Annotated in this window: 28 protein-coding genes; 15 read left to right on the top strand and 13 right to left on the bottom strand. The window is 68.5% G+C overall.

Features of this window, described 5'->3' with window-relative positions:
* The first annotated feature begins 23 nt into the window (after positions 1 to 23).
* From QRN40_RS15705 to QRN40_RS15685, 5 genes are all read left to right on the top strand, one after another.
* Positions 24 to 386 carry a YciI family protein gene (locus QRN40_RS15705; RefSeq protein WP_285116739.1) on the top strand — a complete coding sequence of 121 codons (363 nt, stop codon included), beginning with the start codon at positions 24 to 26 and terminating at the stop codon, positions 384 to 386.
* A gap of 293 nt (positions 387 to 679) precedes the next feature.
* Complete coding sequence (locus QRN40_RS15700; RefSeq protein ID WP_285116738.1) at positions 680 to 1,027, top strand: VOC family protein; 348 nt, start codon at positions 680 to 682, stop codon at positions 1,025 to 1,027.
* 62 nt (positions 1,028 to 1,089) lie between these two features.
* On the top strand, positions 1,090 to 1,473 hold the full coding sequence (locus QRN40_RS15695) for an ArsR/SmtB family transcription factor (protein WP_285116737.1): 384 nt from the start codon (positions 1,090 to 1,092) through the stop codon (positions 1,471 to 1,473).
* Positions 1,470 to 1,952 (top strand): SRPBCC family protein, encoded by a 483-nt coding sequence (locus QRN40_RS15690; protein ID WP_285116736.1) that lies wholly within the window; start codon positions 1,470 to 1,472, stop codon positions 1,950 to 1,952. The genes QRN40_RS15695 and QRN40_RS15690 overlap by 4 nt, the downstream gene beginning before the upstream one ends.
* Positions 1,949 to 2,560, top strand: coding sequence for a dihydrofolate reductase family protein (locus QRN40_RS15685; RefSeq protein ID WP_285116734.1), 612 nt, complete (start codon positions 1,949 to 1,951; stop codon positions 2,558 to 2,560). Before QRN40_RS15690 ends, QRN40_RS15685 begins: the two co-directional genes overlap by 4 nt.
* On the opposite strand, the gene QRN40_RS15680 is transcribed toward QRN40_RS15685, so the two are convergent.
* Positions 2,548 to 3,009 carry an ester cyclase gene (locus tag QRN40_RS15680; protein WP_285116733.1) on the bottom strand — a complete coding sequence of 154 codons (462 nt, stop codon included), beginning with the start codon at positions 3,007 to 3,009 and terminating at the stop codon, positions 2,548 to 2,550. The genes QRN40_RS15685 and QRN40_RS15680 overlap by 13 nt on opposite strands.
* Positions 3,010 to 3,085: 76 nt before the next feature.
* Between QRN40_RS15680 and QRN40_RS15675 the strand changes: the two genes are divergently transcribed.
* The gene (locus tag QRN40_RS15675; RefSeq protein WP_285116732.1) at positions 3,086 to 3,694 is read left to right on the top strand and encodes a TetR/AcrR family transcriptional regulator; all 609 of its coding nucleotides are present in this window, start codon (positions 3,086 to 3,088) and stop codon (positions 3,692 to 3,694) included.
* Between the two features lie 10 nt (positions 3,695 to 3,704).
* Here QRN40_RS15675 and QRN40_RS15670 read toward each other — a convergent pair whose 3' ends face one another.
* Together QRN40_RS15670 and QRN40_RS15665 are read right to left on the bottom strand one after the other, a co-directional pair.
* Positions 3,705 to 4,301 carry a hypothetical protein gene (locus tag QRN40_RS15670; protein WP_285116730.1) on the bottom strand — a complete coding sequence of 199 codons (597 nt, stop codon included), beginning with the start codon at positions 4,299 to 4,301 and terminating at the stop codon, positions 3,705 to 3,707.
* Between the two features lie 52 nt (positions 4,302 to 4,353).
* Positions 4,354 to 4,530, bottom strand: a complete 177-nt coding sequence (locus QRN40_RS15665) for a hypothetical protein (protein ID WP_285116728.1) — start codon at positions 4,528 to 4,530, stop codon at positions 4,354 to 4,356.
* A gap of 216 nt (positions 4,531 to 4,746) precedes the next feature.
* Between QRN40_RS15665 and QRN40_RS15660 the strand changes: the two genes are divergently transcribed.
* Together QRN40_RS15660 and QRN40_RS15655 are read left to right on the top strand one after the other, a co-directional pair.
* A complete protein-coding gene (locus QRN40_RS15660) occupies positions 4,747 to 5,343 on the top strand; it encodes a hypothetical protein (RefSeq protein ID WP_285116727.1) in 597 nt (198 codons plus the stop codon).
* Positions 5,344 to 5,392: 49 nt separating this feature from the next.
* Positions 5,393 to 5,929: an MOSC domain-containing protein gene (locus QRN40_RS15655; protein WP_285116726.1), complete on the top strand. Its 537-nt coding sequence runs from the start codon at positions 5,393 to 5,395 to the stop codon at positions 5,927 to 5,929.
* 27 nt (positions 5,930 to 5,956) lie between these two features.
* On the opposite strand, the gene cls is transcribed toward QRN40_RS15655, so the two are convergent.
* The 4 genes from cls to QRN40_RS15635 all read right to left on the bottom strand — a co-directional run bounded on the left by cls (position 5,957) and on the right by QRN40_RS15635 (position 9,330).
* A complete protein-coding gene (cls, locus tag QRN40_RS15650) occupies positions 5,957 to 7,429 on the bottom strand; it encodes a cardiolipin synthase (protein WP_285116724.1) in 1,473 nt (490 codons plus the stop codon).
* Between the two features lie 166 nt (positions 7,430 to 7,595).
* Positions 7,596 to 7,718, bottom strand: a complete 123-nt coding sequence (gene ykgO / locus QRN40_RS15645) for a type B 50S ribosomal protein L36 (RefSeq protein WP_089907341.1) — start codon at positions 7,716 to 7,718, stop codon at positions 7,596 to 7,598.
* 104 nt (positions 7,719 to 7,822) lie between these two features.
* Positions 7,823 to 8,590: an ABC transporter permease gene (locus QRN40_RS15640; RefSeq protein ID WP_285116722.1), complete on the bottom strand. Its 768-nt coding sequence runs from the start codon at positions 8,588 to 8,590 to the stop codon at positions 7,823 to 7,825.
* The gene (locus QRN40_RS15635) at positions 8,587 to 9,330 is read right to left on the bottom strand and encodes an ABC transporter ATP-binding protein (RefSeq protein WP_285116721.1); all 744 of its coding nucleotides are present in this window, start codon (positions 9,328 to 9,330) and stop codon (positions 8,587 to 8,589) included. Before QRN40_RS15635 ends, QRN40_RS15640 begins: the two co-directional genes overlap by 4 nt.
* A gap of 204 nt (positions 9,331 to 9,534) precedes the next feature.
* Between QRN40_RS15635 and QRN40_RS15630 the strand changes: the two genes are divergently transcribed.
* A complete protein-coding gene (locus QRN40_RS15630) occupies positions 9,535 to 10,731 on the top strand; it encodes a Na+/H+ antiporter NhaA (RefSeq protein WP_285116720.1) in 1,197 nt (398 codons plus the stop codon).
* 130 nt (positions 10,732 to 10,861) lie between these two features.
* Here QRN40_RS15630 and QRN40_RS15625 read toward each other — a convergent pair whose 3' ends face one another.
* Positions 10,862 to 12,790: an acyltransferase family protein gene (locus QRN40_RS15625; protein ID WP_285116719.1), complete on the bottom strand. Its 1,929-nt coding sequence runs from the start codon at positions 12,788 to 12,790 to the stop codon at positions 10,862 to 10,864.
* A 272-nt stretch (positions 12,791 to 13,062) separates the two neighbouring features.
* Between QRN40_RS15625 and QRN40_RS15620 the strand changes: the two genes are divergently transcribed.
* Positions 13,063 to 13,404 carry a hypothetical protein gene (locus tag QRN40_RS15620; RefSeq protein WP_285116718.1) on the top strand — a complete coding sequence of 114 codons (342 nt, stop codon included), beginning with the start codon at positions 13,063 to 13,065 and terminating at the stop codon, positions 13,402 to 13,404.
* 75 nt (positions 13,405 to 13,479) lie between these two features.
* Here QRN40_RS15620 and QRN40_RS15615 read toward each other — a convergent pair whose 3' ends face one another.
* Positions 13,480 to 13,722, bottom strand: a complete 243-nt coding sequence (locus QRN40_RS15615; RefSeq protein ID WP_285116717.1) for a hypothetical protein — start codon at positions 13,720 to 13,722, stop codon at positions 13,480 to 13,482.
* A gap of 395 nt (positions 13,723 to 14,117) precedes the next feature.
* Between QRN40_RS15615 and QRN40_RS15610 the strand changes: the two genes are divergently transcribed.
* On the top strand, positions 14,118 to 14,759 hold the full coding sequence (locus QRN40_RS15610; protein ID WP_285116716.1) for an HdeD family acid-resistance protein: 642 nt from the start codon (positions 14,118 to 14,120) through the stop codon (positions 14,757 to 14,759).
* A 62-nt stretch (positions 14,760 to 14,821) separates the two neighbouring features.
* On the opposite strand, the gene QRN40_RS15605 is transcribed toward QRN40_RS15610, so the two are convergent.
* The gene (locus QRN40_RS15605) at positions 14,822 to 16,816 is read right to left on the bottom strand and encodes a S9 family peptidase (protein ID WP_285116714.1); all 1,995 of its coding nucleotides are present in this window, start codon (positions 16,814 to 16,816) and stop codon (positions 14,822 to 14,824) included.
* Positions 16,813 to 17,583, bottom strand: a complete 771-nt coding sequence (locus QRN40_RS15600) for an SDR family oxidoreductase (protein WP_285116712.1) — start codon at positions 17,581 to 17,583, stop codon at positions 16,813 to 16,815. Before QRN40_RS15600 ends, QRN40_RS15605 begins: the two co-directional genes overlap by 4 nt.
* A 108-nt stretch (positions 17,584 to 17,691) precedes the next feature.
* Here QRN40_RS15600 and QRN40_RS15595 point away from each other — a divergent pair, with 108 nt between their 5' ends.
* The 4 genes from QRN40_RS15595 (at position 17,692) to QRN40_RS15580 (ending at position 20,442) form a co-directional block, all read left to right on the top strand.
* Positions 17,692 to 18,192 carry an NfeD family protein gene (locus QRN40_RS15595; RefSeq protein WP_285116710.1) on the top strand — a complete coding sequence of 167 codons (501 nt, stop codon included), beginning with the start codon at positions 17,692 to 17,694 and terminating at the stop codon, positions 18,190 to 18,192.
* Positions 18,189 to 19,214: an SPFH domain-containing protein gene (locus QRN40_RS15590; protein ID WP_285116709.1), complete on the top strand. Its 1,026-nt coding sequence runs from the start codon at positions 18,189 to 18,191 to the stop codon at positions 19,212 to 19,214. Before QRN40_RS15595 ends, QRN40_RS15590 begins: the two co-directional genes overlap by 4 nt.
* On the top strand, positions 19,211 to 19,960 hold the full coding sequence (locus QRN40_RS15585) for a glycerophosphodiester phosphodiesterase family protein (protein ID WP_285116708.1): 750 nt from the start codon (positions 19,211 to 19,213) through the stop codon (positions 19,958 to 19,960). Before QRN40_RS15590 ends, QRN40_RS15585 begins: the two co-directional genes overlap by 4 nt.
* A 110-nt stretch (positions 19,961 to 20,070) precedes the next feature.
* Complete coding sequence (locus tag QRN40_RS15580; RefSeq protein ID WP_285116707.1) at positions 20,071 to 20,442, top strand: RNA polymerase-binding protein RbpA; 372 nt, start codon at positions 20,071 to 20,073, stop codon at positions 20,440 to 20,442.
* A gap of 26 nt (positions 20,443 to 20,468) precedes the next feature.
* Here QRN40_RS15580 and lnt read toward each other — a convergent pair whose 3' ends face one another.
* Together lnt and QRN40_RS15570 are read right to left on the bottom strand one after the other, a co-directional pair.
* A complete protein-coding gene (gene lnt / locus QRN40_RS15575; RefSeq protein WP_285116706.1) occupies positions 20,469 to 22,049 on the bottom strand; it encodes an apolipoprotein N-acyltransferase in 1,581 nt (526 codons plus the stop codon).
* 37 nt (positions 22,050 to 22,086) lie between these two features.
* Positions 22,087 to 24,519, bottom strand: coding sequence for a DEAD/DEAH box helicase (locus QRN40_RS15570; protein ID WP_285116696.1), 2,433 nt, complete (start codon positions 24,517 to 24,519; stop codon positions 22,087 to 22,089).
* Positions 24,520 to 24,532: the final 13 nt, after the last annotated feature.

The following is a 24,532-nucleotide window of genomic DNA, read 5'->3' as shown; positions in this document are numbered from 1 at the left end:
CGACAAGGGAAGGCACTGACACCATGAGCGAATTCGTGATCCTCATCTACGGCGACGAGCAGCGGTGGAACAGCATGTCCGCGGCGGAACGGGCCGAGATCGACGCGGCCCACGGCGAGTTCCGGCAGAAGGCCGGCGACGCGATCCGCGCCGCGGGGGAGCTGCAGGGCTCCGCGACGTCCACCACCGTCCGGCGGGGCGACGACGGCGAACCGGCCGCGGTCGACGGGCCGTTCACCGAGGCGAAGGAAGTCGTCGGCGGGTTCTACGTGATCGACGTGCCCGATCAGGCGACGGCGGTCGCGCTCGCGTCGGGGCTGGCCGAGGCCCGGCATGACCACAGCGGGGTGCAGGTGCAGCCCCTGGTCGACCACAGCGCCGGGTGAGCAGCGCCGGCTGAGCAGCGCCGTGCGGGCGCGTCGTCGAGGCCTGCTTGGGGGAGGGGGATTCCCGGGATGCCGTTCCGTCTACGTCGGGTTGAGACGTTCCGCAAGGAATCCGCCTCCGCTTGAGCCCGGCATCCCCGGGCATCCCCAACGCTATCGGCGCGGCCCGCGTGTCCTCAATTCGGAGGACCGAAACCGTCAACTGTTGACGGGGAGCCGCACGCCGCTCACTAGGATCGGCCCATGGCGGCGTTCGGCGGAAGCCTGAGCGCCAGCGAGCAGGGGAGGGCGACGTGGGAGTCACGGGAATCGGCGGGCTGTTCATCCGGAGCCGGGATCCGGAGGCGCGGGCGGCCTGGTATCGCGAGCACCTGGGGATCGACGCGGGATCGGACGCGATCTGGCGGCAGGACGCCGGGATGACGGTGTTCGCGCCGTTCCCGGCCGATTCGGACTACTTCGCGGCCGATCAGCCGGTGATGCTGAATCTGCGTGTGACGGAGCTGGACCAGTTGGTCGTCGCGCTGGAGTCGGCCGGGATCGCCGTCGAGCGCCGGCCGGAATGGGACGGCGAATACGGGCGCTTCGCCCGCATCCACGATCCGGAGGGTTTGCCGATCGAGTTGTGGGAGACGCCTTGACGCTGCCTCTCGCCGCGCTGTATCGTAATCAACGTATTGGTTGATAAAACGAACGGTTGATCATGGTGGACGACGGCGATCTGGACAGGGCGTTCGCAGCGCTCGCTGATCCGGTGCGGCGCGCAATGATCGCCCGGCTCAGCCGCGGCCCGGCGACGGTGAACGAGCTGGCCGAGCCGTTCGCGATCAGCCTGCAGGCGGTGTCCAAGCACATCGGCGTCCTGGAGGCCGCAGGCCTGGTGTCCCGCAGTCGCGATGCCCAGCGTCGTCCCGTTCACCTGGACGCGGCGGCGCTCGAGCGGCTCACCGCCTGGATCGACCGGTACCGCCTCGACGCGGAAGCCCGCTACCGGCAGCTCGACGACCTCCTGGTCGCCGCGCAGCCGGGTCGCCCGACCGGCGACGCCTCCGACTCATCACTGCACACGAAAGCTGAACGATCATGAGCAATCCCGTCATCATCGACGCCGTGCCCGGCACGTCGTACGCCGACCTCACCCGCGAGTTCGACGTCCCCGTCGAGGCGCTGTTCCACGCCCACGCCGACCCGGAGCTCTACGCCGAGTGGATCGGACCCCGGCGCCTGGAGACGACCATCACCGAGTGGGACTTCCGGACCGGCGGCGCCTACGGTTTCGAGCAGCGCGACCCGGCGGGCGGCGTCTACGCCTTCCGCGGCGTGATCCACACCGTCGTCGAGAACGAGCTGATCATCCAGACGTTCGAGTTCCTGGGCGCGCCGGGCGAGGTGAGCCTGGATCGGATGCGCTTCGAATCCCTCGGGGAGGGGCGCTCGCGCCTCGTCGGCCGCTCGGTCTTCACCTCGACGGAGGCGCTGGAGGAGATGATCGCCTCCGGTATGGAGCACGGCGTCGTCGAGGGCTACGAGAAGCTCGACGAACTCCTCGCACGGAGCGCGCGATGACCCGCGTGGTGGCCGACATCACGGTCTCGCTCGACGGTTTCGTCACCGGCCCCAACCCCGGTCCCGGCAACGGCCTGGGTGACGGAGGGATGGACCTGCACCGCTGGGTCTTCTCCGACGACCCGGAGGAGCAGCGGCTGCTGCACGACGGCTCGGCGCGGTCGGGGGCTGTCCTGCTCGGCCGTTCCCTGTTCGACATCGTCGATGGTCCGCAGGGCTGGAGCGACGAGATCGGCTACGGCGCCGCGGAGGTCGGCAGGCCGCCGTTCTTCGTGCTGACGAGCGCGCCGCCGTCGTCCGTCCGGCTCTCCGAACTCGACTGGACGTTCGTCACGACCGGGCTCACCGACGCCGTACGCGCCGTACGCGAGCGCGCGCAAGAGGTCTCGGCGGAGCGGGGCCACGACGTCGATGCCGTCCTCATGGGCGGCGGCGAGCTGATCGGCTCGGCCGTGAACGCCGGCCTGGTGGACGAGTTGATCCTCCACCTCGCACCCGTCCTGCTCGGGTCCGGCACACCGCTGTTCCGCGGTGCGCCGCGGCGGTCGCTCGTCCAGCGCGACGTCCTCGTGACGCGCAACGCGACCCACCTCACCTACGAGTTCTGAGGCCGAGAACCTGGCGACACGCCGGGGAGGCGACCGAGGCGGATGAGGATCTCGAACCGGTCGGGCACGCCCCAGTGCTCGACGATCCGGCCGTCGGCGATCCGGGCCACGTCGATGACGGTGAATCGGACGGGCAGGCCTGTCGGCGGCCCGATGAAGGGTCCGGTGTTGGTTGCCGAGCCTTCGGCTCTCACCCAGATGATGCCGTCGCGTTCGGCCCAGTCGCCGACGGTGAATCGGAGGTCCGGGAAGGCAGCGTGGACGTCGGTCATGCCCTTCTTGACCTTGGCGATGGCCTCCGCGCCTGTTCCGGCGAGACCGAACTGGTGCTCGACGAGGTCGGGGGAGCAGAGCTCGTCCACGACCTCGGTGCGCCCGGAGGCGAAGCCTTCGTCGAGCATGCGCTCCATGATGCGGAGAGCCGTCGGATGTGTGTCTGTGGTGATCATGAGAACTCCTTCGTCTGCATACCCACTGCCGTCACTGCAGTAGTACTGCAGTGAATGCACCACTAGTATCGATCGTGTGAACGCCGACGTCAAGACCGGGTCGTCCTACCGCCAGGAGCAGGCACTCCAGACGCGCCTCCGCATCGCGGATGCCGCCCAGGCGCTCTTCGCCCGCGACGGCTACTCGGTGACCAGCATCGACGCCATCGCACGGGAGGCGGGGGTCGGCACCCGGACGGTCTATGCCGCGTACGGCGCGAAGCGCGAGATCCTCAACGTCATCTGCGAGCGCTGGCTGGAGCGCGCGCGGGCCCGCGAGCTGGCCCGCGAGATCCTGGAGGAGCCGGATGCGCGCGCCCGCGTCGCCGGCGCAGCGCACTGGCTCACGGTCCTGTATTCGACCGATTTCGACGTGGTCCGCATTCTCGACGGCGCGATGGATGAGGATGCGGAGACTCAGGCACTGCTGCGGTCGAAGCTCCGCGGACGCAATCGGGTGATGGACAGCCTGATCGCGTCCGTCGAGTCGACCCTGTCGGTGCCGCTGGCCGAGGCTCAAGCGGTCTACCGCGCCTTCGCAGCGACCGGCGTCTACCAGGAACTCGTCGTGAACTCAGGGTGGACGTCGGCGCGCTTCGAGGAGTGGCTGGCCGCCACCTTGGAGACGCAGCTGCTCGGCAGCTAGCGCCGGCTGCTCACTCCCAGACGCGGTGAGCCTGTGTGGCGACCGACCGCAACGCGCCCCCGTCGAGGACGACCCGCGACTCGGGGATGCCCTGCTCGGGCCACTGCGCGACCACCTCGAGCGGACCCTCCGGCGGAAGCGGCCACAGCCAGATCACGTCTTCGTACCGGGCGAACCGGTTCGACCCGCCACCCCCTCCGCCTGTGGCGAAGATCGAGTGCCCGGTGGACGCGTCGTCGTCCGGAGACGGCAACACCGGGCGGCCGAGCACGAGGTGCTGGCCGTCCCCGAGCGCCAGTCCGTAGCGGAGACGCCCGGGCTCGAACTGTTCCAGGTGTCCGCTGGCACCGAAGTGCGCTCGTTGCCACTCGCGCTGGGTGAGAGAGCCGCGCCGCAGACGGCGGTCGATCACGAACTCCACGCCATTGCTGTAGACCCGCGCTCCCGCGACGATGAGCGCCGTCCGGTCTGTGATCGCGAGCATCTCGCCGATCGGGAAGAAGGCCGGCACCTCGTCCTCCGGCGCCCCCCAGCGGGGATCCCGTTCCATCTCCGGCTCGGGAACGTCGCTGTCGTCGTCGGGCGCGTCAGGAGGAAAGAACGTCACGGACTCAGACGACCATGCCCGGACCGTTCCGCGCAAGGCCGTCGGCCCGGCCTCAGGCCTTCGGGTTCGACCGCTTCGACAGGGCGGAGCGCCGCACGAATGCGATGACCAGGGTCCCCAGCACGAGGACGATGCCGATGACTCCCAGCCAGATGAGTCCCTTGATGGCGAATCCCACGATGGCAAGAATCACCCAGAGGACGACGAGGACGATGACCAGGATGAGCATCCTTCGACGCTACGCCGAGGTGAACCGGTCATCTACCCTGAGCGGCCACACGAGCAGGCTGCGAGTCGTTTGCGCGACACGCTAGGACCGCGCCGGGTGCTGCGGCTGGACAGCGCGTCGGCGGGATTCCGTACGCTTGTGCGGAGGGAGGGGGTCCTCGTGTCACGTCGATCGCGAACACACGACGCGGAGCCGGCCGGTGGAACACCGGCGGGCATGTCGCGTCGGGGATGGCTGGTGCTCGTGGCCGCCACCGCAGTGGTGGCGATCGTCTGCGCGGCCGTCGCCGCTTCGGCGATCGGGTTCCCTGCTGCGCCCTCTCGCGCGGATCCCTCGCCGCAGCCGCGCTTGGACTCGCTGGAGCATCCGCGGGACGACCCGCTACCCGTGCCGCTGCGAGTGCCACCGAGACCGACCCCGACCCAGGTAGCCACGGTTCCCGCTCAGCCGGTGGACACACTCCGGATCGGCGATTGCCTGCAGCTCTATCCGTCGAAAAGCGCCGCCGAGTATCCGGTGGTGGACTGCAGTCAACCGCACATCGCACAACTTCTGTACAAGGGCACGCTGCCTCAAGCAGCGGACGCACCCTTTCCGGGGACCGAAACGCTGGACGCGCAGGTGCTCGACCTCTGCGGCGCCCCCGGACGGCTGGACTGGAACTGGGTGGCCGTCTGGAACGAGGACGTGCAGATCGATCTGCGGTACCCCGAGACCGCTGCGCAGTGGACCGGGGGAGCCCGCACGTACTACTGCTTCATCTACACGTTCTCCCGTCACGAGCTGACGGGAAGCGCCGTACCCGCGGGGTGACGGGCGAGCGGCGCTGGACGCCCTCGCCGTCATCCAGCACGATGGTCGTATGACGAGCGCGCGCGTGACCGGAGTGAGCCGAGACGATCGGCACCGTTTCTCGAAGCAGCCGGAGGACTCCATCACGCTCGTGGCGGGCCTCGGTGTCGAGGGCGACGCGCACTTCGGGGCCACCGTCCAGCACCTGTCCCGGGTGCGGCGCGATCCGACGCAACCGAACCTCCGCCAGGTCCACCTCATCCACAGTGAGCTGTTCGACGAGGTCACCGCCGACGTCGAGCCGGGGCAGCTGGGGGAGAATCTCACGATCGCGGGTGTCGACCTTCTGGGCCTGCCGCGCGGGACTCGGCTGCGCGTGGGGGAGGATGCGGTGATCGAGCTGACGGGACTGCGCAACCCCTGCGTGCAGATCGATCGCTTCCGGCCGGGGTTGCTCAAGGAGGTCGTCGGGACGGATGAGCACGGTGACGTCGTTCGCAAGGCGGGCGTCATGGGAGTCGTCGTCGCCGGAGGCGTCGTCAAACCCGGCGACCGCATCGAGGTGAGCCTCCCGACCGGTCCGTTCGAGGTCCTCGCACCCGTGTGAGCCGGCCAGGCGTCGCTGGCCGGCCGCCTACTGCAGCGCCGATGTGAGCCGGGCGACGCCGTCCAGGAAGGTAGCCGACCTGGGCTCCCGCAGCCACTCCTCGAGCGTCAACTGCCTGCCTGCGTCGCGGTAGCCCTGCTCGACGATGCGCATCTGGTCGACGAAGGTGCGGCCGTACACGAGCAGGGTCACTTCGGAGTTCAGCGCGAACGAGCGGATGTCCATGTTGCTCGATCCGATCACGGCGACGTCGTCGTCGATGGACAGGTGCTTCGAGTGCAGGATGAACGGGGCCGGGTACAACCAGATCGCGACGCCCGCACGCAGCAACGGCTCGTAGTACGAGCGTTGCGCGTGCCACACGGCCCCCTGGTCGCCGACCTCGGAGACGAAGAGCTGCACATCCAGCCCCCGCTGACAGGCCGACGTGATCGCGTACATCATCGCCTCGTCCGGAACGAAGTACGGGCTCGTGATGATCACCTTGCGCTGCGCCGACGTGACGAGCGTCAGGAACTGGCGGAGGTTGTTCTCCCCTTCATAGCCCGGGCCGCTCGGGACCACCTGGCAGTCCAGCGCATCCGGGGACGGGTCCGCCGGCACATCCACGGGCCGGACACGCGCGTCGTCGCCGAGCAGTTCGCCGGTCTCCAGGTACCAGTCGGACAGGAACACGGCGTTCGTCTCGGCGACGACCGGGCCGGTGATCCGCGCCATCAGCTCCTGCCACTGCAGCCCGCGCTTCAGGTTCTTAGGCGTGTTGTAGCTGCGGTCGATCAGATTCTGCGACCCCATGTGCGCGACGACTCCGTCAACGACCACCAGCTTGCGGTGATTGCGCAGATCCGGCCGCTGGTATTCGCCCGAGAACGGCCGGACCGGCAGCATCCAACTCCACTTCACCCCGATGCGGTCGAGCTCGGCGAACGTCTTGTCGCTGTCGACCGCCCGCCGGGAGGCGACGTAGTCGGCGAGGAGCCGAACGGTCACACCGCGCTTGACCGCTTGTTCCATCGCCGCGAAGAACGGTGTGGTGGTCGCATCCCACGACACGATGAAGAACTCGACGTGCACGAACGAGACCGCGGCCTCGATGTCGGCGGTCATCGCGTCGATGGAGGCGCGGTAGTCACCGATCAGGGTGGCGGTGTTCCGGCCGACCGCAGGCAGCGCACCGAGTTCGCGGTTCTGGCGCACGAGCGACGCGAACCAGTCGGGCCATTCCTGGTGCTCGTCGACGAGCCGGATGCCTTCTGCGCGGTCCGCGATGAGGCGATTCAACTCCTTCTGCTTCTCGCGCCGCTTCTTGGGCAGCCGGTAGTTGCCGATGACCAGGAACAGCAGGATGCCGACGAAGGGGATGAGGAAGATCGCGAGCAGCCAGGCCATGGCGGCGGTCGGTTTGCGGTCGCGGGGCACGATGATCAGGGCCGCGATGCGGATCGCGAGATCGGCGAGGATCAGGATGCCGCCGATCAGAGTGAGTTGGTCCCCGTGCATGTGGCCGCCCTCCTGGTCCGGCGCCGGCGCGGGGGACCCGGCCGGACGGATGGTCGTCAGAGTATGGCAGGGGAGCGGCCCGTCGGGAAGGCAGCGGTTGAGCGGAGTCACGCGGACGACGAAGGGCGCAGGGTCGATGACCCTGCGCCCTTCGCGTGCGTTCTGCTCAGCCCTGGCGAGCCTTCATCCGCGGGTTCTTCTTGTTGATGATGAACGTGCGGCCCCGGCGGCGGACCACCTGGGCGCCGGGCATCGCCTTGAGCGAGCTCAATGAGTTGCGTACCTTCATGACGGACCTCCCTTGTTGAAACCTATTCTCAATAACAAGGAAGGCCCGCGTTTTATTCACCGAATGCGGCTACACCCCGAAGGTCGTCGTGCCCAGGGTCGGCGTCATCGATCGAGTTGGAGTCGCCGCCATGCGGAGAGGCTGAGTGCGGCGAACACGACCGGCACCCACATCCCGACGGCGACGGACATGCCCGCGAGGGGAGTAGGGTCGAGCGCCCAGAGGGCCGGAGCGGCCGGCGGGTACCACTGCCCGGCGCCGGTGAAGACGAGCACCTGCGCGCTCGCGACGAGCAGGATCGCTGTGGCGATCCCGCCGAGCAGGCCGCGGCTCAGCGTTGCGACCCACGCGACGGGGAGGACCATGCAGGCGGTGAGCACCAGCAGAACAGGGATGCGGAGGGCCGTCTCGAGGATGCCGGGCGGCGGCGGCCCAAGGCCCGTGACGGCGCCCGCGGCGACCAGAACGACGGTGAGTGCGATCGCGACGACGATCGACCAGACGAAGTAGGCGATGAGCTTGGCGGCGACGATGGTCGCACGCGTGAGCGGAAGGGCGAACAGCCCGGCGATCGTGCCGTCGGAGAATTCTCGTCCAACGCTCCAGCTCAGCAGGATTCCACAAGCGCCCGCGCTTCCGGCGGCCGTCACCTGCAGCGCCGCGGCGAGGAAGCCGTCCCAGCCTCCTGCCGCGACCGTCGGCCCGAGTTTGGCGACGATGTCGGGGTCACCGGAGGTGGCGGCGGCTCGTGTGGAGAGGCAGATCGCGGCCACGCCGACGATGAGCAGGACGGCCGTGACCACGGGAACGCGTGCGCTGACGGTCTTATGGGCCTCCACCGCCACGGCGGCGGCGAGCCCTCGCGGCGTCATCTGGTGCGCCCATTGGCCGGATGATGTGCCTCATCGTCGCGCAGAACGAAGGCGAAGAACTCGTGCTCGAGGTCTCGGCCACCGGGGTCCAGCTGTCCGATCAGGCGTCCCGCATTCATGACCGTGATGCGGTCCGCGACCCGGGCGACCTCGTCGAGGTGGTGGCTCGAGATCAGGATCGCGGCTCCCTGCTGGGCGCACCGTCTGATCCGGTCGCGGAGCAGGATCGTCCCGGCCGGGTCGAGTGCGGTGGTCGGCTCGTCGAGCACGATGAAGCGCGGGTGGTGCTGGAGAGCGGCCGCCAGGCCGACGCGCTGGCGGTTTCCCGAGGAGAGAGTGCGGGCGCGATTGCGTTCGAAACCCTCGAGGTGGAAGTCCGTGATGGCCGCGGAGACGGTCGCCGGGCGGTCCGCTTTCGCGATGCCGCGCAGCCGGGCGTTGATCATCAGGTTCTCTCTGACAGTGAATTCGGCGTACGCCAGCGGCGACTCGACCACATGACCGACGCGCGCCCACACGGATTGCCCGGCGGTCCGGATGTCCACCCCGGCGATGGTCACCGTGCCCGCGTCCGGGCGCAGCATCCCGAGCAGCACCTTCATCAGCGTCGATTTGCCCGCACCGTTCAGGCCGACGAGCGCGTGGACCTCGCCCGCGCGGATACCGAGGTCGATCCCGGTGATGCCCGCTCCGCCGCGGTACGAGCGCTGAATGCGGTGCAGCGCCATTCCGGCGTTCATGATCCGGCCACGGGTGCTTCCTCTCGGGAGATCAGAGAGACCGGTCCGGCCCCTCGCCGACCAGACTTCCCGGCGCACCTGCCGCCCAGCCTAGCCATCCGTCGGCCGATCGGGCCTGCACAGTTCGCTAGGGTGGATACCGGTGTGCCGGGAAGTCTGGTCGGCGGGCGGTGGTGGACCGCTCCGACCGACAGGGGAGCCCGGATGAGTGTTGTTCGCTCGGAACGCGTCGCCGCGTTGCTTCTGCTCGTGGCCGCCGTGATCGGCCTGGTCGTGGCGAATTCGCCGATCTCCGCGCAGGTGCTGGCCGTCGAACACGCCGAGTTCGGCCCGGCGGGCACGCCGCTCCAGCTGTCGCTGGGGGAGTGGGTGAGCGAAGGGCTCCTGGCCGTCTTCTTCTTCGTCGCCGCCGTTGAGTTGCGGAACGAGTTCACCAACGGTCAGCTCACCTCGGTGAAGAAGGCGCTCCGCCCCGCGGTCGCCGCGGCGGGCGGTGTACTCGTGCCCGTGATCCTCTACCTGGCGATCACCGCGGGGTCGGGGTATTCGCGGGGATGGCCGGTCCCGACGGCGACCGACATCGCGTTCGCGCTCGGCGTCCTGGCCGTGTTCGGACGCTCGATCCCGTCACGGCTGCGGATCTTCATGCTGGCGCTCGCCATCCTGGACGACGTGGTCGGGATCGTGATCATCGCCGTGTTCTTCGCTCACGACGTCGACCTCGCCTGGTTGGGCGCTGCCGCGGTGACGGTCACCGCGTTCGGATTCCTCAGTCACCTGCTGAAGGGTCGCGCACGCATCCCGGTGGCCGCCGTCTTGGTGGTGCTCGCCGTCCTGTCCTGGGCCTTCGTCGTGCTGTCCGGTGTGCATCCGACGATCGCCGGAGTCGCCCTCGGACTGGCGATGGCGCACACGCCAGGCCTTCGGGCGCGGCACCTGCTGGAGCCGTTCACGAACGGGGTCGTGCTCCCACTGTTCGCGTTCACGGCGGCACTGGTGCCCATCCCGCAGGTGGGGATCGGGGAGCTCTCCCGGCCGTTCTGGGGCATCCTGATCGCGCTGCCCGTAGGGAAGCTGATCGGAATCGCGCTGGCGACGTGGCTGTACACGGTGATCAGCCGCGACAACCGGCCCTCGATCACCTTCCACGGGCTGATGACCGCCGGCGCCCTCGGCGGCATCGGCTTCACGGTCTCGCTGCTGATGAACGAGCTCGCCTTCGCATCCCACCCTGAGATCGCCGACCAGGGGACCCTCGCCGTGCTGCTGGGGTCGGGCGTGTCGATCGTCGCCGCATCCATCCTCGTGAGCACCTTGAACCGGTACTACCTGCAGCTTCGACGACTCCGCGAACGAGCGGTCGCCGCCGTCAAGACCCGGGATGCTCCGGACGTCGGGTGATCGAAGGGCGTGCGTATAGGCACGCCTTCCGACGGTCTGTACCGAGCGATCCAACATCTCCCTCCATGTCCAGGAGCGTCTGAGCGGCGGACCGCAGGGATGGTCGCATCCTGCGGGGGGCCATGGCCGTTCAGCCGCCGGTCGCGATGCGCGCGATCCGGTCCTCCAGCCAAGGCGCGAGGATTCTCAGTCCGTCGGGATTGAAGTGCGCGCCGTCGCGGTAGATCGCCCGGCCCGAACTGTCGGTGAGGATGACCTCGCCGTTGCGGGTCGCCTCGCCCTCGAAGTCCAGGAGATGCACGTTGTCGTGCCTGGCGGCGATGGCCGCGGAGACCCGGTTGACGCAGTCCATCCGGGTGCGCGACAGGTTGCTGGTCGGGTCGTTCGCAGCGGGGCTGTTGGAGAGGATGATCTGCGGGAGGTGACCGTTTTCGGCTCCGATCGCGACGATCAGTTCGAGCTGCTCCGCGTAGCGCTGCTGCCAGGCGGGCGTGCAGGGGCTGACCCAGGTGCCTCCGAGCAGCTGGTCGTTGACGTCCCACCGATTGCGCAGGAGGTACGCGTCCGGCTGTTGGGCGTTTGCGGCGCGGAGTCTTTCCTTCCAGTCCCAGCAGTACTTCTTGGTGTCCATGACGTTGCCGCTGTCGCCGCGTGCCAGGTCCGCGTCGAAGATCCCGCAGCTGCCCCGGGTCACGTCGAGCGGTTTGATGGCGGGGGAGCCGTATTCGGAGAGCGCCTCATACATGTTGACCGCGACCGAGTCTCCGATCACGGCGACCGTGTAGGGGCCTCCAGCATGTCCCGCAGGGAGTGGCTTCGGGGACGGCACGGCGAAGGGGTCGCCCTGCTTGGTCGACAGGGGAGTGGATGCGCCGGCGCGAGGGTGGGATTCGCGGTCTACGGGGAGCAGAACAGCGCCGGCGGCGACGAGCGAGAACGCCACGACGATGCTGATGGTGGCGGTGACGGGCTTCCATGACCGCCGACGGAGCGGCTCGGTGACGAGATGGTGGAGGATCAGCGAAAGGAGCAGGGTGAGCACGCCTCCGACGACGAACACCGCCAACGGGTGCCATGTTCCGTGCACCTCCTGCGCGATCAGCCAGTACACGGGCATGTGGAGGAGGAACATCGAGTAGGACACGCGTCCGATGATCTGGAAGGGCGCGAAGGAGAAGAACCTGTTGAGGTGGTTCGAGGGCAGGCAGAGCGTGGCGATGAACAATCCCGTCGTCGCCGCGACCCCGGCCAAGCCGCCCTGGTAGAGCCAGGCCGCCTGGTACGTATCCGTGGCGATGCTGGCGATCACGACCACGCCCAGGGCGGCAAGGCTGATCGAGGTGACGGCGGTGTGGACGAGTGGATTGGCGTGATCTCCCGCCCAGACCAGCTTCTTTGATCGAATCCAGACGATCAAGGCGGCGAAGAACCCGCCGGCGACGAACGCGACAGCGCGGGAATCGGCCCCCAGGTACAGCCGGTCGTAGTTGGTCCCGTCGAACATGAGCGGCGCCACACAGGACGCGGCGATCAGGAGCACCAGCAGAGCCGAGACGAAGGCGCCCAGCCGTCGACGAGTCAGCAGCGACACCCCCAGCGCGAGCAGCGGCCACACGATGTAGAACTGCTCGGTGACCGACAGCGACCACATCTGCCCGAAGGGCACCACCGCGCCGGATTCCTGCGCATAGGCGATATTCGCATCCACCTGCTGCCAATTGGCCACCTGCAGTAGCGACGCCAGTGCGGTCGCGGACGCGTCCCGCAATTCGCTGGGTGTGCCGAACCACCAGACAGCCAGCAGCACAAGCGCCAGCGTCAGTAACAGGCCGGGGAGAAGGCGCTTGGCGCGTCGCGCGTAGAACCGGCGCAGGCTGACACGCCCGGTGAGCGCGACCTCCTTCATCAGCAGAATCGTGATCAGGAACCCGGAGATGACGAAGAACACATCCACTCCGAACAGCCCGCGCGTCGACCATCCCGAGTGGTAGAGCAACACCGACAGAATGGCGACGCCGCGCGCGCCGTCCACTGCGGGGAAGTGTCGGATTGAATCCACCCATGCAGGCACGACACGGCGATCCGTGTGCGCACGTCGTACGGGCGTTCCGGTGGCGTCGGTCGTCAGGCGTGACATCGCGGGTGGCCTTTCTGGCACGATTCTCGGGAGAGTGGGCGGCCCCCTAATCGACTAGACCTCAGGCGGCCGGGATCATGACGGATGGATGGGGCTGCAACGGCAGAACGGCGTATTGCTTTCGGTCAAGGCCCGGACGTCAAGTAGTCGAAGGCAGTGGTCGCGGGCGACGGACGCGCGTACGGTCTTCTGCCATGACGAACCTCATCGAGAGATTGACGGACTCCGTGCCTTCGTGGGGCGCGCGGCTCGCGTACGGCGAGAAGACCACACTCGACGGACACGACATCCTCCCTGTCGCGATCGCCGTCTTCGGCTTCGGGGGCGGTGAAGGGTCCGGCGAGGATCCGGATGGCGGCGGGCGCGGCGAGGGGAGTGGCGGGGGTGGAGGCGGCTACGCGATACCGATCGGCGCCTACATCGGCGGGCCCCACGGTCCGGTGTTCCGTCCGAATCCGGTCGCGCTGATCATCGCCGCGACTCCGCTGGTCGCCGCGACCGGATTCGCGTTGGCCCGGCTGGTGCGGTCGAGCTGATCCGTGCGGCGCCAGTCAGGCGAAGAGAGGGAAGCCAGTTGGCTTCCCTCTCTCCGTGGTCACGCGCAGACGGAACTAGTCATTCGCGTATTCCACGCCGACAGTGCTCGTGGTCTGGCCATCATTTCCCTGGCCTGATGCCCCCGCGACGCCGTGCGAGCCTGACGTCGATGAATCGACCACCGAGCTCGAGCCGGGGTCGGTCACCGGGGACTCGCTGGTCGCAGCCTGCGCCGGCGCCAGACCAGCGACGGTCAGACCGACCGCGAGTGCCGTACCGCTTGCAACGCCGAAGATCCCTGCGTGTTTGATTGCCATGTGAACTTTCCCTTCATCGAAAACGAGGTGAGGCAACCCAAACAACGGGAACTGTTCGAATCCCTTCAGCAACGGCAAAGCGCGCCGTCAAAGCCCGGCCAGTTCGGTGTGCGCCGAGAATTTTGATATTTCAGACGGATGGCGTAGCTGCAGGCCAAGGTAGCTGACCCCGTTGTAGGGGAGGGTAGTGCGGCTTCTGCCAGGTGGCCGCGGCGTCAGATTCCGCGATCTGATCGGCAAACTGATCAGAGCAATCTGACATAATGTGCATTATCAGCGATACGCCAAGTGCAGGATCGGCCGCGCCGATCGGCTCCTGACATGGGAACGTCGCCCGCGCTAATGTCAGCAGCAACCGCCGCGTTTGGCGGCGCTGCTGCGAAGGGGATGACGCAATGAGCGCAACCGATCCTATTGACCCGCTGACGAACGAGTTGTCCATGGATGCTCGTCACATGACCCGCACCGCGATCAACGCCGTCCGGACGGCTCTCGGCGTCAGCGGCGCCGTCGCGCTGATCCTCGGCGTCGTGCTGCTGTTCTGGCCCGAAAAGACACTGTCTGTGCTCGCCATCTTCTTGGGCATCTACTTCCTGGTCGCCGGCGTCATGCGGCTCGCAATCGGAATCTTCAGCCGTGGAATCCGCGGCGGCTCGCGAGCGCTCAACATCGTTTTGGGAGCTTTGCTCATCTTCGCCGGAATCGTCGCACTGAAGAACGTTTCAGCTGCCGCCGTGACGCTGGTGATCTTCGCGATCGCCTTCATCGGCGTCGGCTGGATCATCGACGGAGTGATGGCGCTGGCCGAAGCCGGACGTGCGCCATCCTCAGGCTGGGCCATCGCCTTCGGCATCCTGAGCATCCTCGCCGGGATCGTCGTCCTGGTGCTTCCGGCGTCGTCGGCGGTGTTCCTGCTCTGGTTCGCAGCCTTTGCGCTGATCATCCTCGGGATCATCGGAATCGTGCGGGCGTTCACGTTCGGCCGCGAGGTGCTCCGGGCGACGGACTCCCCCACGGCTGCGCCTCGCGTCGCCTGATCGTATACGATCCACGACCACGAAAACGGCCCCGTTCACAGCGAACGGGGCCGTTCTCGTCGTCAGCGGCGGTTGTTGCGGCTCGGGAGGTGCTGCGCCCACCAGTCCAGGATGACGTCGAAGCGCTGCTGGCGGTGGCGCGGGCGTCCGCTGCGGCTCAACTCGTGGTCCTCCCCCGGGAAGATGACGAGCTCCGCGTCCACTCCCCTGCGCTTCAGAGCGGTGTAATACCGCTCCGCCTGTCCCAGCGGGCAGCGGAGGTCGTTCGCCGAGTGCAGCACGAGCGTCGGCGTGCGCACCTGGTCCACGACGGCCTGAGGGCTCTGCGAACGCATCAGGTCCGGGTCGGTGCCGGTGTACTCGTCGCCGAAGAAGCTGCCGATGTCGCTGGTGCCGACGAAGTAATCCGGATCGAGGAACCCACGCTCGACGATGGCGCCGGCGAAGCGGTGGTCGTGCGCGATCGTCCAGGCCGTCAGGTAGCCGCCGTACGATCCGCCCATGATGCCGACGCGTTCTCCGTCGAGCCCCGGCACCTCGGCGACGGCGCCGTCGAGGAAGTCGAGGACGTCGTAGAGGTCGACCGTTCCCATCTTCTGACGGATGACGCGGCCGTGCTCCTGCCCGTAGCCGGCAGCCCCGCGCGGGTTCGACATCACGACGGCGTAGCCGGCAGCGGCGTACACCTGCGCCTCATCGAACAGTGCGTGGGTGTACGCGGCGTACGGCCCGCCGTGGATGTTGAGCAGCACAGGATGCGGCCCCTCGCCTTCCGGGACGAGCACCCAGCCGTGGATCGGGTAGCCGTCGCGGCCGGTCACGGCGAGCTCACGCGGCGCGACGACGCCGCGGGCACGCAATGGCGCCGACAGGTCGGTCAGCCGGTTGAGCCCGTCGCTCGTGACGAGGCCGACATCCCCGGCGGTCCGGGCATCCGCGAACGATACGACGATGGTGTCGCCGGCGGAGTCGGCCCCGCTCACGACCGTGCGCTCGTCCGTCAGTCGCCGGCTGACGCCGGCTGCGTCCACTTCGGTGAGCACGAGAGCACCGCGGCTGCGGTCCAGCACCAGTACGGAGTCGTCGCCGTTCACGGAGATCTCCGACTCGGTGAAGTCGATGTTCTCCGGATCGGTCAGACGCGTGGGCTCCGAACCACCGGAGTGGACCACGTAGAGGGCGGTGTTGCGGGCGACGAAGTCGCGGCCGCTCTCCCCCACGTCCTGCGCGGTGAAGAACAGGGCGCCGCTGCGGGCGAACTCCGCATCCACCACGCTGAACGATCCGTGGCGGCCGGTCAGGTCGGCGGCCTCTCCCCCTTCGACCGGGACGACGAAGACGTTCGAGCGCAGGTCGATGTCGCGGCTGGCGTGGCGCGCCGACACGAAGGCGATGCTCCGGCCGTCCGGCGAGAACGAGATCGCGCCGTCGTCCCACGGTCCGTCGGTCAGCTGCCGCGGGTCGGCCACCTCCGGCGCGGGCGGCGTCGAGCCGTCCGGCCACGACACGGGCGCCGGGATGGGCTCGGCCCAGACATCGGGAACGGCCACGACGAAGACGTGCGCTCGGCGATCGATCGTGTAGCCGAGTCCGTTCGCCTGATATTTCAGCGTGTCGATGTGGCGCGCGGGCTCCGAGTTCGGGTCGATGCCTTCGACCGTGCCGTACCGTCCCTGCTCGGGCTCCCGGCTGACGAAGGCGAATGTCCGCCCGTCGGGCGACCAGGCGAACTCCGAGACGCCCAGCTTGCGGTCGGTGACCGCGACGGGCTCTCCCCCTGCCGCATCGACGACGAACAGCTGGGGCGCTCTCTTGGGCTCGGCGCGGAGGAAGGCGAGGAGCCGGCCGTCCGGCGAGAAGCGGGGCGCGGTGTCGCGGAACCCGCGCGTCAGCAGCTTCGGAGCCGCGTGGCCGGTGAGCGGGATGCTCCACAGCTGGCCGACGGTGGCGTCGGCGTCGAGCGACGGATGCGTCACCGAGACGACGGCACGGCCGCCGCCCGGGTGGACGGTGGGGGTCGAGACGCCGGTCAGCAGTCCCAGGTCGGCCGGCCTCATTCGGCGACCGGCGTGAAGCTCGAGACGTCCCCGACGAGACGCGTGTGATCGGCGGGGATCGGATCGACGGCCGCTGCGGCGACCTCGGCCGCGAACTCGCTCACGTTGTAGAGGCGTCCGGCGGCCTCCTTGCGGGCGTCGATGGCGCCGGGGTTCAGGCGGTTCAGCAGCGTCGCGGTGATGGTGCCCTCGATCATGTCCCCGGAGACGACCACGAACTCGACGCCCTTCTCCTCGAGCTGCGGGAGCAGGGCGCGCAGTGCGTCCTCCCCGGCCCGCTTGCTCAGCGCGACGGCCTCGTACTCGGGCATCGTCGGCGTGGTCGCGATGAAGTGCGCCTGGTGGCTCGTCACGAAGACGACGCGGGACCCCGCGCCCAGCAGCGGCAGCGCTGCCGTCAGGGTGTTGACCTGCGCGTCGCGGTTGAGTTTCATGGCGTAGTCCTCGGCCATGCCCGACTCCATGCCGCCCGACGCATTCAGGACCAGGATGTCGAGACCGCCCCACGCGTCCTCGACTGTCCGGAACATGGCCGCGACGGACTCGGCGTCCGTCAGGTCGGCCCCCACTGCGAGTGCGGTTCCGCCGTCGGCCGCGATGGAGTCGACGAGCTTCTGCGCCCGCGCCTCCTTGTTGCGGTAGTTGATGACGACACTCGCGCCCGCCTCGGCGAGATACTGCGCGGTGTCCGCGCCGATCCCGCGCGACGAGCCGGTGACGAGGGCGCGCTTGCCCGTCAGCGAACCAGGTGAAAGGGGGTTGGCCACGAATACTCCTCGGCGTCGATGTCTGCATCCTGAGACTACCAAGTGGGTCCGATCCGGCGTCGGCCGATGCTGCTACGGTCATAGCAAAAGCAGTGAAAGGGGGACGTCATGGACATCACGTCCTTCGCCTGGATCGCCTGGCTCGTCCTCATCCTGATCTTCGTGATCATCGAGATGCTGACGCTCGACTTCGTCTTCCTGATGATGGCGATCGGCAGTGTCGGCGGCCTCCTGTCCGGCCTCTTCGGAGCCCCGTGGTGGCTCCAGCTGGTCATCGCAGCGGTGCTCTCCATCGTCCTGATCTTCTTCATCCGGCCACCGCTCCTCCACGCGCTGAAGCGCGGAGGCGACCCGGCGAAGAGCAACGTCGACCGGCTGATCGGGATGGGCGGCGTCGTCGTCTCCACGGTCACCCGCACGACGGGGCTCGTGAAGCTGCAGGTCGGCGAGACGTGGACATCCCGTCTGGCCGACCCCCACGCGATGCCCGCCGAGCTGGTGCCCGGTGAGCACGTCGTCGTCGTCTCGATCGAGGGGGCCACCGCCGTCGTGGCTCCCGCTCCGGTCTCCGCTGGAACCGACGGCCTCACCGAGAGGATCGCCCCGTGAACGATGCCAGTCAATTGATCGTGACGATCGTGGTCAGCATCATCGTCCTCATCCTGGCGATCTTCGTGCTGGTCACGCTGTTCCGGTCGATCCGCATCATCCCGCAGGCACGCGCCGGGGTCGTGGAGCGGCTGGGCCGGTATCACAAGACCCTGCTGCCGGGCCTGAACGTCGTCGTGCCCTTCGTCGACAAGGTGCGGCCGCTGATCGACATGCGCGAGCAGGTCGTCTCCTTCCCGCCCCAGCCCGTCATCACGGAGGACAACCTCGTCGTGTCGATCGACACGGTCGTCTACTTCCAGGTGACGGATGCGCGCGCGGCGACCTACGAGATCGCCAACTACCTCGGCGCAGTCGAGCAGCTGACCACCACGACCCTTCGTAACGTCGTCGGCGGCCTCAACCTCGAAGAGGCTCTGACCAGCCGCGACAACATCAACGGCCAGCTCCGGCTGGTCCTCGATGAAGCGACCGGCAAGTGGGGCATCCGAGTATCCCGCGTCGAGCTGAAGGCGATCGACCCGCCCCTCTCCATCCAAGACTCCATGGAGAAGCAGATGCGCGCCGAGCGCGACCGCCGCGCGGTCATCCTGACGGCGGAGGGCACGAAGCAGTCCGAGATCCTCAACGCGGAAGGCCTCCGGCAGTCGGCCATCCTGCGGGCAGAGGGCGAGGCGAAGGCGGCCGTGCTCCGCGCCGAAGGTGAGGCGCAGGCCATCACCACGGTGTTCGGCGCGATCCACAAGGGGAACCCGGACAACCTCCTGCTCGCCTACCAGTACCTGCAAACCCTTCCGAAGCTGGCCGAGGGCCCGGCGAACAAGCTCTGGATCATCCCGAGCGAGCTCACCGAGGCGCTCAAGGGCATCGGAACGGCGTTCGGCTCAGCAGGTGGCGCACCCGGCTCCCCCGGCGCCGTCGCCGCTGACGGCGCGGCCGCCGCAGGTCCCGCCGTCGGCGCCGAGGCCACCGTCGGCTCCGAAGCGACCGACGCGGGGACTCCGCCGCCCACCACGCCGTGAGCTTCCTCGACGGGACCGCGCCGCGGATCATCGCGCACCGCGGTCTCGCCGCCGACGCGCCGGAGAACACGCTCCTGGCCTTCCTTCGCGCCCTCTCGGCGGGGGCGACGCACCTCGAGACCGACATCCACGTCTCGGCGGACGGCACAGCGGTCATCGCGCACGACCCTGACCTGTCGCGCATCGCCGGCCGGCGGGTCGAGGTCGCGCAGCTCACCATGCGCGAACTCCGCCGCATCGACCTCGGACACGGTCAGGCCTTCTGCTCGCTCGCCGAGGCGCTCGACGCGTTCCCGCAGGCCCGGTTCAACATCGACGTCAAGGATGCGCGCGCCGCGCCCCCGGCGGTCACCGCCATCCGGGAGGCCAAGGCGGCGGACCGGGTTCTCATCACCAGCTTCGCGACGGACCGGCGCAAAGCCGTCGCCGACCACTTCCCGCGCATCGCCTCGTCGCCGTCCGTGCCGGAGTTCCTGCCCATCCTCGCGGGCGCGAAGCTCGGCATCGCGCCCCTCGTGCGGCGCGGCCTCCGCGGTTTCGTCGCGGTGCAGGTCCCGGAACGACGCGGCCCGATGCGCATCGTCACCGAGCGCACCGTCGAGCGGATCCACGCGGCCGGGGCCGAAGTCCACGTGTGGACGGTCAACGCACCTGCCGACATGGTGCGCCTGCTCAACCTGGGGGTCGACGGGATCGTCACGGACCGGTGCGACATCCTCAGAACGCTGGTCGACGGGCGCCGGTGAACCGCAGCGACTCTGAGAGGGCACTGGGAGAAAGGCTCCCCCGGAAAGAGAATCCCCAGCTTGACGGTTTATAACTGTGAGGATTCGCGCGCACAGAGGAGAACCACACAATGGCAGATCGCAGCTTGCGCGGCATGAGACTCGGCGCCCAAAGCCTACAGAGCGAAGAAGGCGTCGTCTACTCTCCGCGTTCCCGTTACACCTATCTTTGCCCCGCATGCGGCAAGGAGACCGACGTCGTGTTCTCGGCAGAGGCCGACGCCCCGCAGGGCTGGGAGTGCAAGCACTGCGGCCAGGAGGCCCACCTGCTCGTCGGTGACATCCCGGTCGAGATCGACCACTCCGACGTCAAGACTCCGCGCAGCCACTGGGACATGCTGCTCGAGCGTCGCACCCGTGCCGAACTGGAGGAGCTCCTGGAGGAGCGCCTGCAGTACCTGCGGGCCCGTCGCGGAACGAGCGAGCGCCGGCACAGCGCCTGACGTCCGCTGAACAACCAAGGCCGTTCTCACCCTCGTGGTGAGAGCGGCCTTCTCGTTTCCGGCCCGACCTCGGACTCCACGGACTGACGCCCGATGGATGCCGCCAGCAGCCCGAACAGGCCGAGGCCTGCGACGAGGAACTCGATTCCCCGGCTGAGCAGCGTCGCCGGGGTCGTGGTGGTGCCGAGCGGGACATCCGCCACCATGTGACCGGGCCGGAAGGGCGGGATGGAACTGATCGTGCGGCCGTCCGGTCCCACGATCTGGCTGCTGCCCACCGTGGAGATGTTCACGAGCGAGCGCCCGGACTCGATGGCGCGCAGCCGGGCGATCGCCAGCTGCTGCTGGTTCTCGTCCGTCTGACCGAAGTCGGCGTTGTTGGTCTGCGCGAGGATGACCTGCGCTCCCCCGCGCATCATGTCGGTCAGCAACTGGTCGTCGACGATGTCGAAGCAGATCGAGATCCCGGCGCGAACACCGCCGACGTCGAACACGTTGTCGCGTGTGCCCGGCGTGTAGTCGCGGCCGATGAGATCGATCAGGTCGGGCGCGAACGGGCGCCAGAAGGCCCGGTCCGGGACGTACTCCCCGAACGGCACCGGATGCTTCTTGTCGTAATAGTCGACCGCGCCCTTCCCTGCCTCCCACTGCAGTGAGGTGTTGTACAGACGATCGTCGCGCGAGGTGATCGTGCCGACGACGAACGGTGCCCCGAACTTGCGGCTCAGCGCGTCGAGAATGGCCGCGTTGTCCGGGTCGCGGGTCGGGTCCGGCAGCGCCGATCCTTCGGGCCAGACGACCATGTCGACCTTCTGAGAGCCCGTGACCTGCGACGAAGGGATGCGGAGCGTCTCGGCGACCTGCGAGTCGAACACCGCGCCGACCGGCGCGTTATCGAAGTACCCCGCCGGTCCGTTGCCCTGGACCGCGGCGATCCGCGTCGTGCCGTCGGTGGTGGCCGGCCACGCCGGGATCGCAAAGACCAGCGCGATAGCCGCGCCCGCGACGAGTGCGCGCGCGCTCCTGCGCACCGCGACTTCCCGCGGCACCTCCAGCAGCAGGGCGACGACCCAGACCATGACGAAACTGAGACCTGAGATACCCAGCCAGGCGACCAGCGGTGCGAGTGGACTCGTCGACTGCGACTCCGCGACGCGCCCCCACGAGAAGCCGCCGTACGGCCAGGTACCGGTCACGAACTCCCGCAGCACCCACAGCCCGCCGATGATGACGGGCAGCAGTCCCAGCCGGCCGAGCAGCGTCGGGAAGGTGCGCGGCACCCAGCGGTAGGCCAGCGTGATCAGGATGCCGCCCGCACCCCAGAACAGCGCCTCGAGGGTCGAGAGGGCCACCCAGGGAAGCGGACCGAGGTAGAGCGCCGTCCACGCGACGTGGACGAGGTAGAACGACTCCCCCGCCACCCAGCCGACCAGGAAGGCCGAACCGGCGCGGCGGCCGCGCTGCGCGAGCAGCACCATGGCGATGCCGACGAACGTCAGCGGCCACACATCCTTGTCCGGGAACCCGGCGTCGAGGACAGGTCCGGCGCCGGCGGCGACCAGTAGCGCGAACCAGAGCGGAAGCGGGGCTCGCGGGACGATGTGCACGAAGGGAGAGCCTAAAGCATCCGCGTGTGGACGCTGTTCAGGCGACGGACGAGTAGGCGACGATTCCGCGGCGGATGGACTCCAGCGCCTGGCGGGCGACCCTGCCGACGTTGCCCTGGGCGACCAGGGACAGCTGATCGAGCAGGTCGATCGTCTGCTTGGTCCAGCGCACGAAGTCACCGGCGGCCATGTCGGCCTCGCTGAGCACCGCATCCAACCCGGAGCCGCGCGACCACATCCACATGGCGAGCGAGATCGCGGTCGAGGGCGGTTCGCTGCCCGGGAGGCGGTTCTCCTGCTCCAGGTCGTCCAGCCGGCTCCACAGCGTGGTCGTCTTCTCGAGCGATGGGCGGAAGGCTCCGCGCGGGAGGGTCCGTTCGTGCGCCAAGCCCTCCTCGCGGCGCGGCTCGAAGACGAGCGCGCACGCCATCGCGGCGAGCCCGGCCGCGTCGAGGTCCTTCCAGGCGTTCCGGCGCAGGCACTCCGCGACCAGCAGGTCGCGCTCCCCGTAGATGCGCTTCAGCGTGCGTCCGTGCACGGTCAGCGCCGTCTCGCCGTCCTCCTTGGTGAGGTAGCCGAGTTCGAGGAGCACATCCGACACCCGGTCGAACACCTTCGCCACCGCCCCGGTGCGCGACTGGATCTGCGACCGGAGCCGTTCGGTGTCGCGCTTCAGCTTCCACCAGCGCTCCGCCCACCGCGCGTGCTGCTCCCGCTCGGCGCAGCGGTGGCAGGGGTGATCCTTCATCCGCTTGCGCAGAGCCGCGAGCTGGCGCTGGCGCTTCTCGCGGTCGCTGTTCGACGCGGTCTCGATGCGGGAGCCCTTCCGCTCCAGATCGGTGAGCTCGCGCCGGATCGAGAAATACTCCGTGAAGTCGCCGAGGTGGCAGGTCATCGCCTCCTCGTAGCCCGCGAGCGACTGCTCCTGCTGCAGCGCCTTGCGGGCCAGGTCGACGACGGCGCGGTCGGCCTGGAACTGCGCGAACGACGACTCCAGGATCTCGCGGGTGCGGCCACGGCCGAACTGGTCGATCAGGTTCACGGCCATGTTGTAGGTGGGCCGGAAGCTCGAGTTCAGCGGATAGCTGCGCCGGGACGCGAGGGAGGCGACGGACTGCGGGTCGAGCCCGTCCTCCCACTGGATGACCGAGTGGCCCTCGACGTCGATCCCGCGGCGGCCGGCGCGGCCGGTCAGCTGCGTGTACTCCCCCGGCGTGATCGGCACGCGGGCCTCGCCGTTGAACTTCTCCAGCTTCTCCAGCACGACCGTCCTGGCCGGCATGTTGATCCCGAGCGCGAGCGTCTCCGTGGCGAAGACGACCTTGACCAGCTTCCGCCGGAACAGCTCCTCCACGACCTCTTTGAAGGCCGGCAGCAGTCCGGCGTGGTGGGCGGCGACTCCGCGTTCGAGGCCCTCCAGCCACTCCCAGTAGCCGAGGACCGCGAGGTCTTCGTCGAGCAGCGTCCGGCACCGCTCCTCCACGATCTCCCGGATCTCGTCGCGCTCGTGCTTCTGCGTCAGCCGGACCCCGGCCCGCAGCACCTGCTTGACCGCCGCGTCGCAGCCGTTGCGGCTGAAGATGAAGAAGATCGCCGGAAGCAGGTTCCGGTCGTCGAGCAGAGCGACCAGGTCGGCGCGGTTCATCCGGAACGTGTCCGGGCGGCCGCCCTTCGAGTGGTAGCGGCCGACATCCTTCATCTGCCGGCTGCTGAGCACCCGGCCGCCGTAGCGGGCCATCTGTACGAGCTCGGGATTCACGCGGTTCGTCGCGGCCAGCCCCGACGAGTCGAACAGGTCGATGAGCTTGGAGCGCATCAGGATGTGCTGCTCCAACGGAACAGGACGATCCTCCGAAACGACCACGTCGGTGTCCCCGCGTACGGCCTGCAGCCAGTCGCCGAACTCCTCCGCATTCGACACGGTCGCGCTGAGCGAGACCATCCGCACCTCGGAGGGGAGGTGGATGATGACCTCCTCCCACACCGCGCCGCGGAACCGGTCGGCCAGGTAGTGCACCTCGTCCATCACCACGTATGCGAGGTCGGTGAGCAGGTCGGAATCGGCGTAGAGCATGTTGCGCAGCACCTCGGTCGTCATGACGACGATGCGTGCGTGCGAGTTGATGTTGGTGTCGCCGGTGAGGAGCCCGACGGACTCGGGCCCGTACGCGTCCTGGAACTCCTGGAACTTCTGGTTGCTGAGCGCCTTCATCGGCGTCGTGTAGAAGACCTTCGCGTTCGCCTCGCGCATCGCCAGGAAGACGGCGAACTCGGCGACGATGGTCTTGCCCGCACCGGTCGGGGCGGCGACGAGGACGCTGCGGCCGCGTTCGAGAGCGCCGCACGCCTCCCGCTGGAACGGGTCGAGGTCGAACCGGAGCCCGGCCCGGAAGGTCTCGAGCAGGGGCTGGCGGGCCCGGTCGCGCGAGGCGGCGAACCGCTCCGCCGGCGAGAGCGTCTGGTCGGTCACTCCCCCAGCCTAT

Origin of the sequence: Leifsonia sp. fls2-241-R2A-40a, from assembly GCF_030209575.1 — a bacterium.
GTDB lineage: Bacteria > Actinomycetota > Actinomycetes > Actinomycetales > Microbacteriaceae > Leifsonia.
This window is presented reverse-complemented; position numbering and strand designations above follow the sequence as displayed.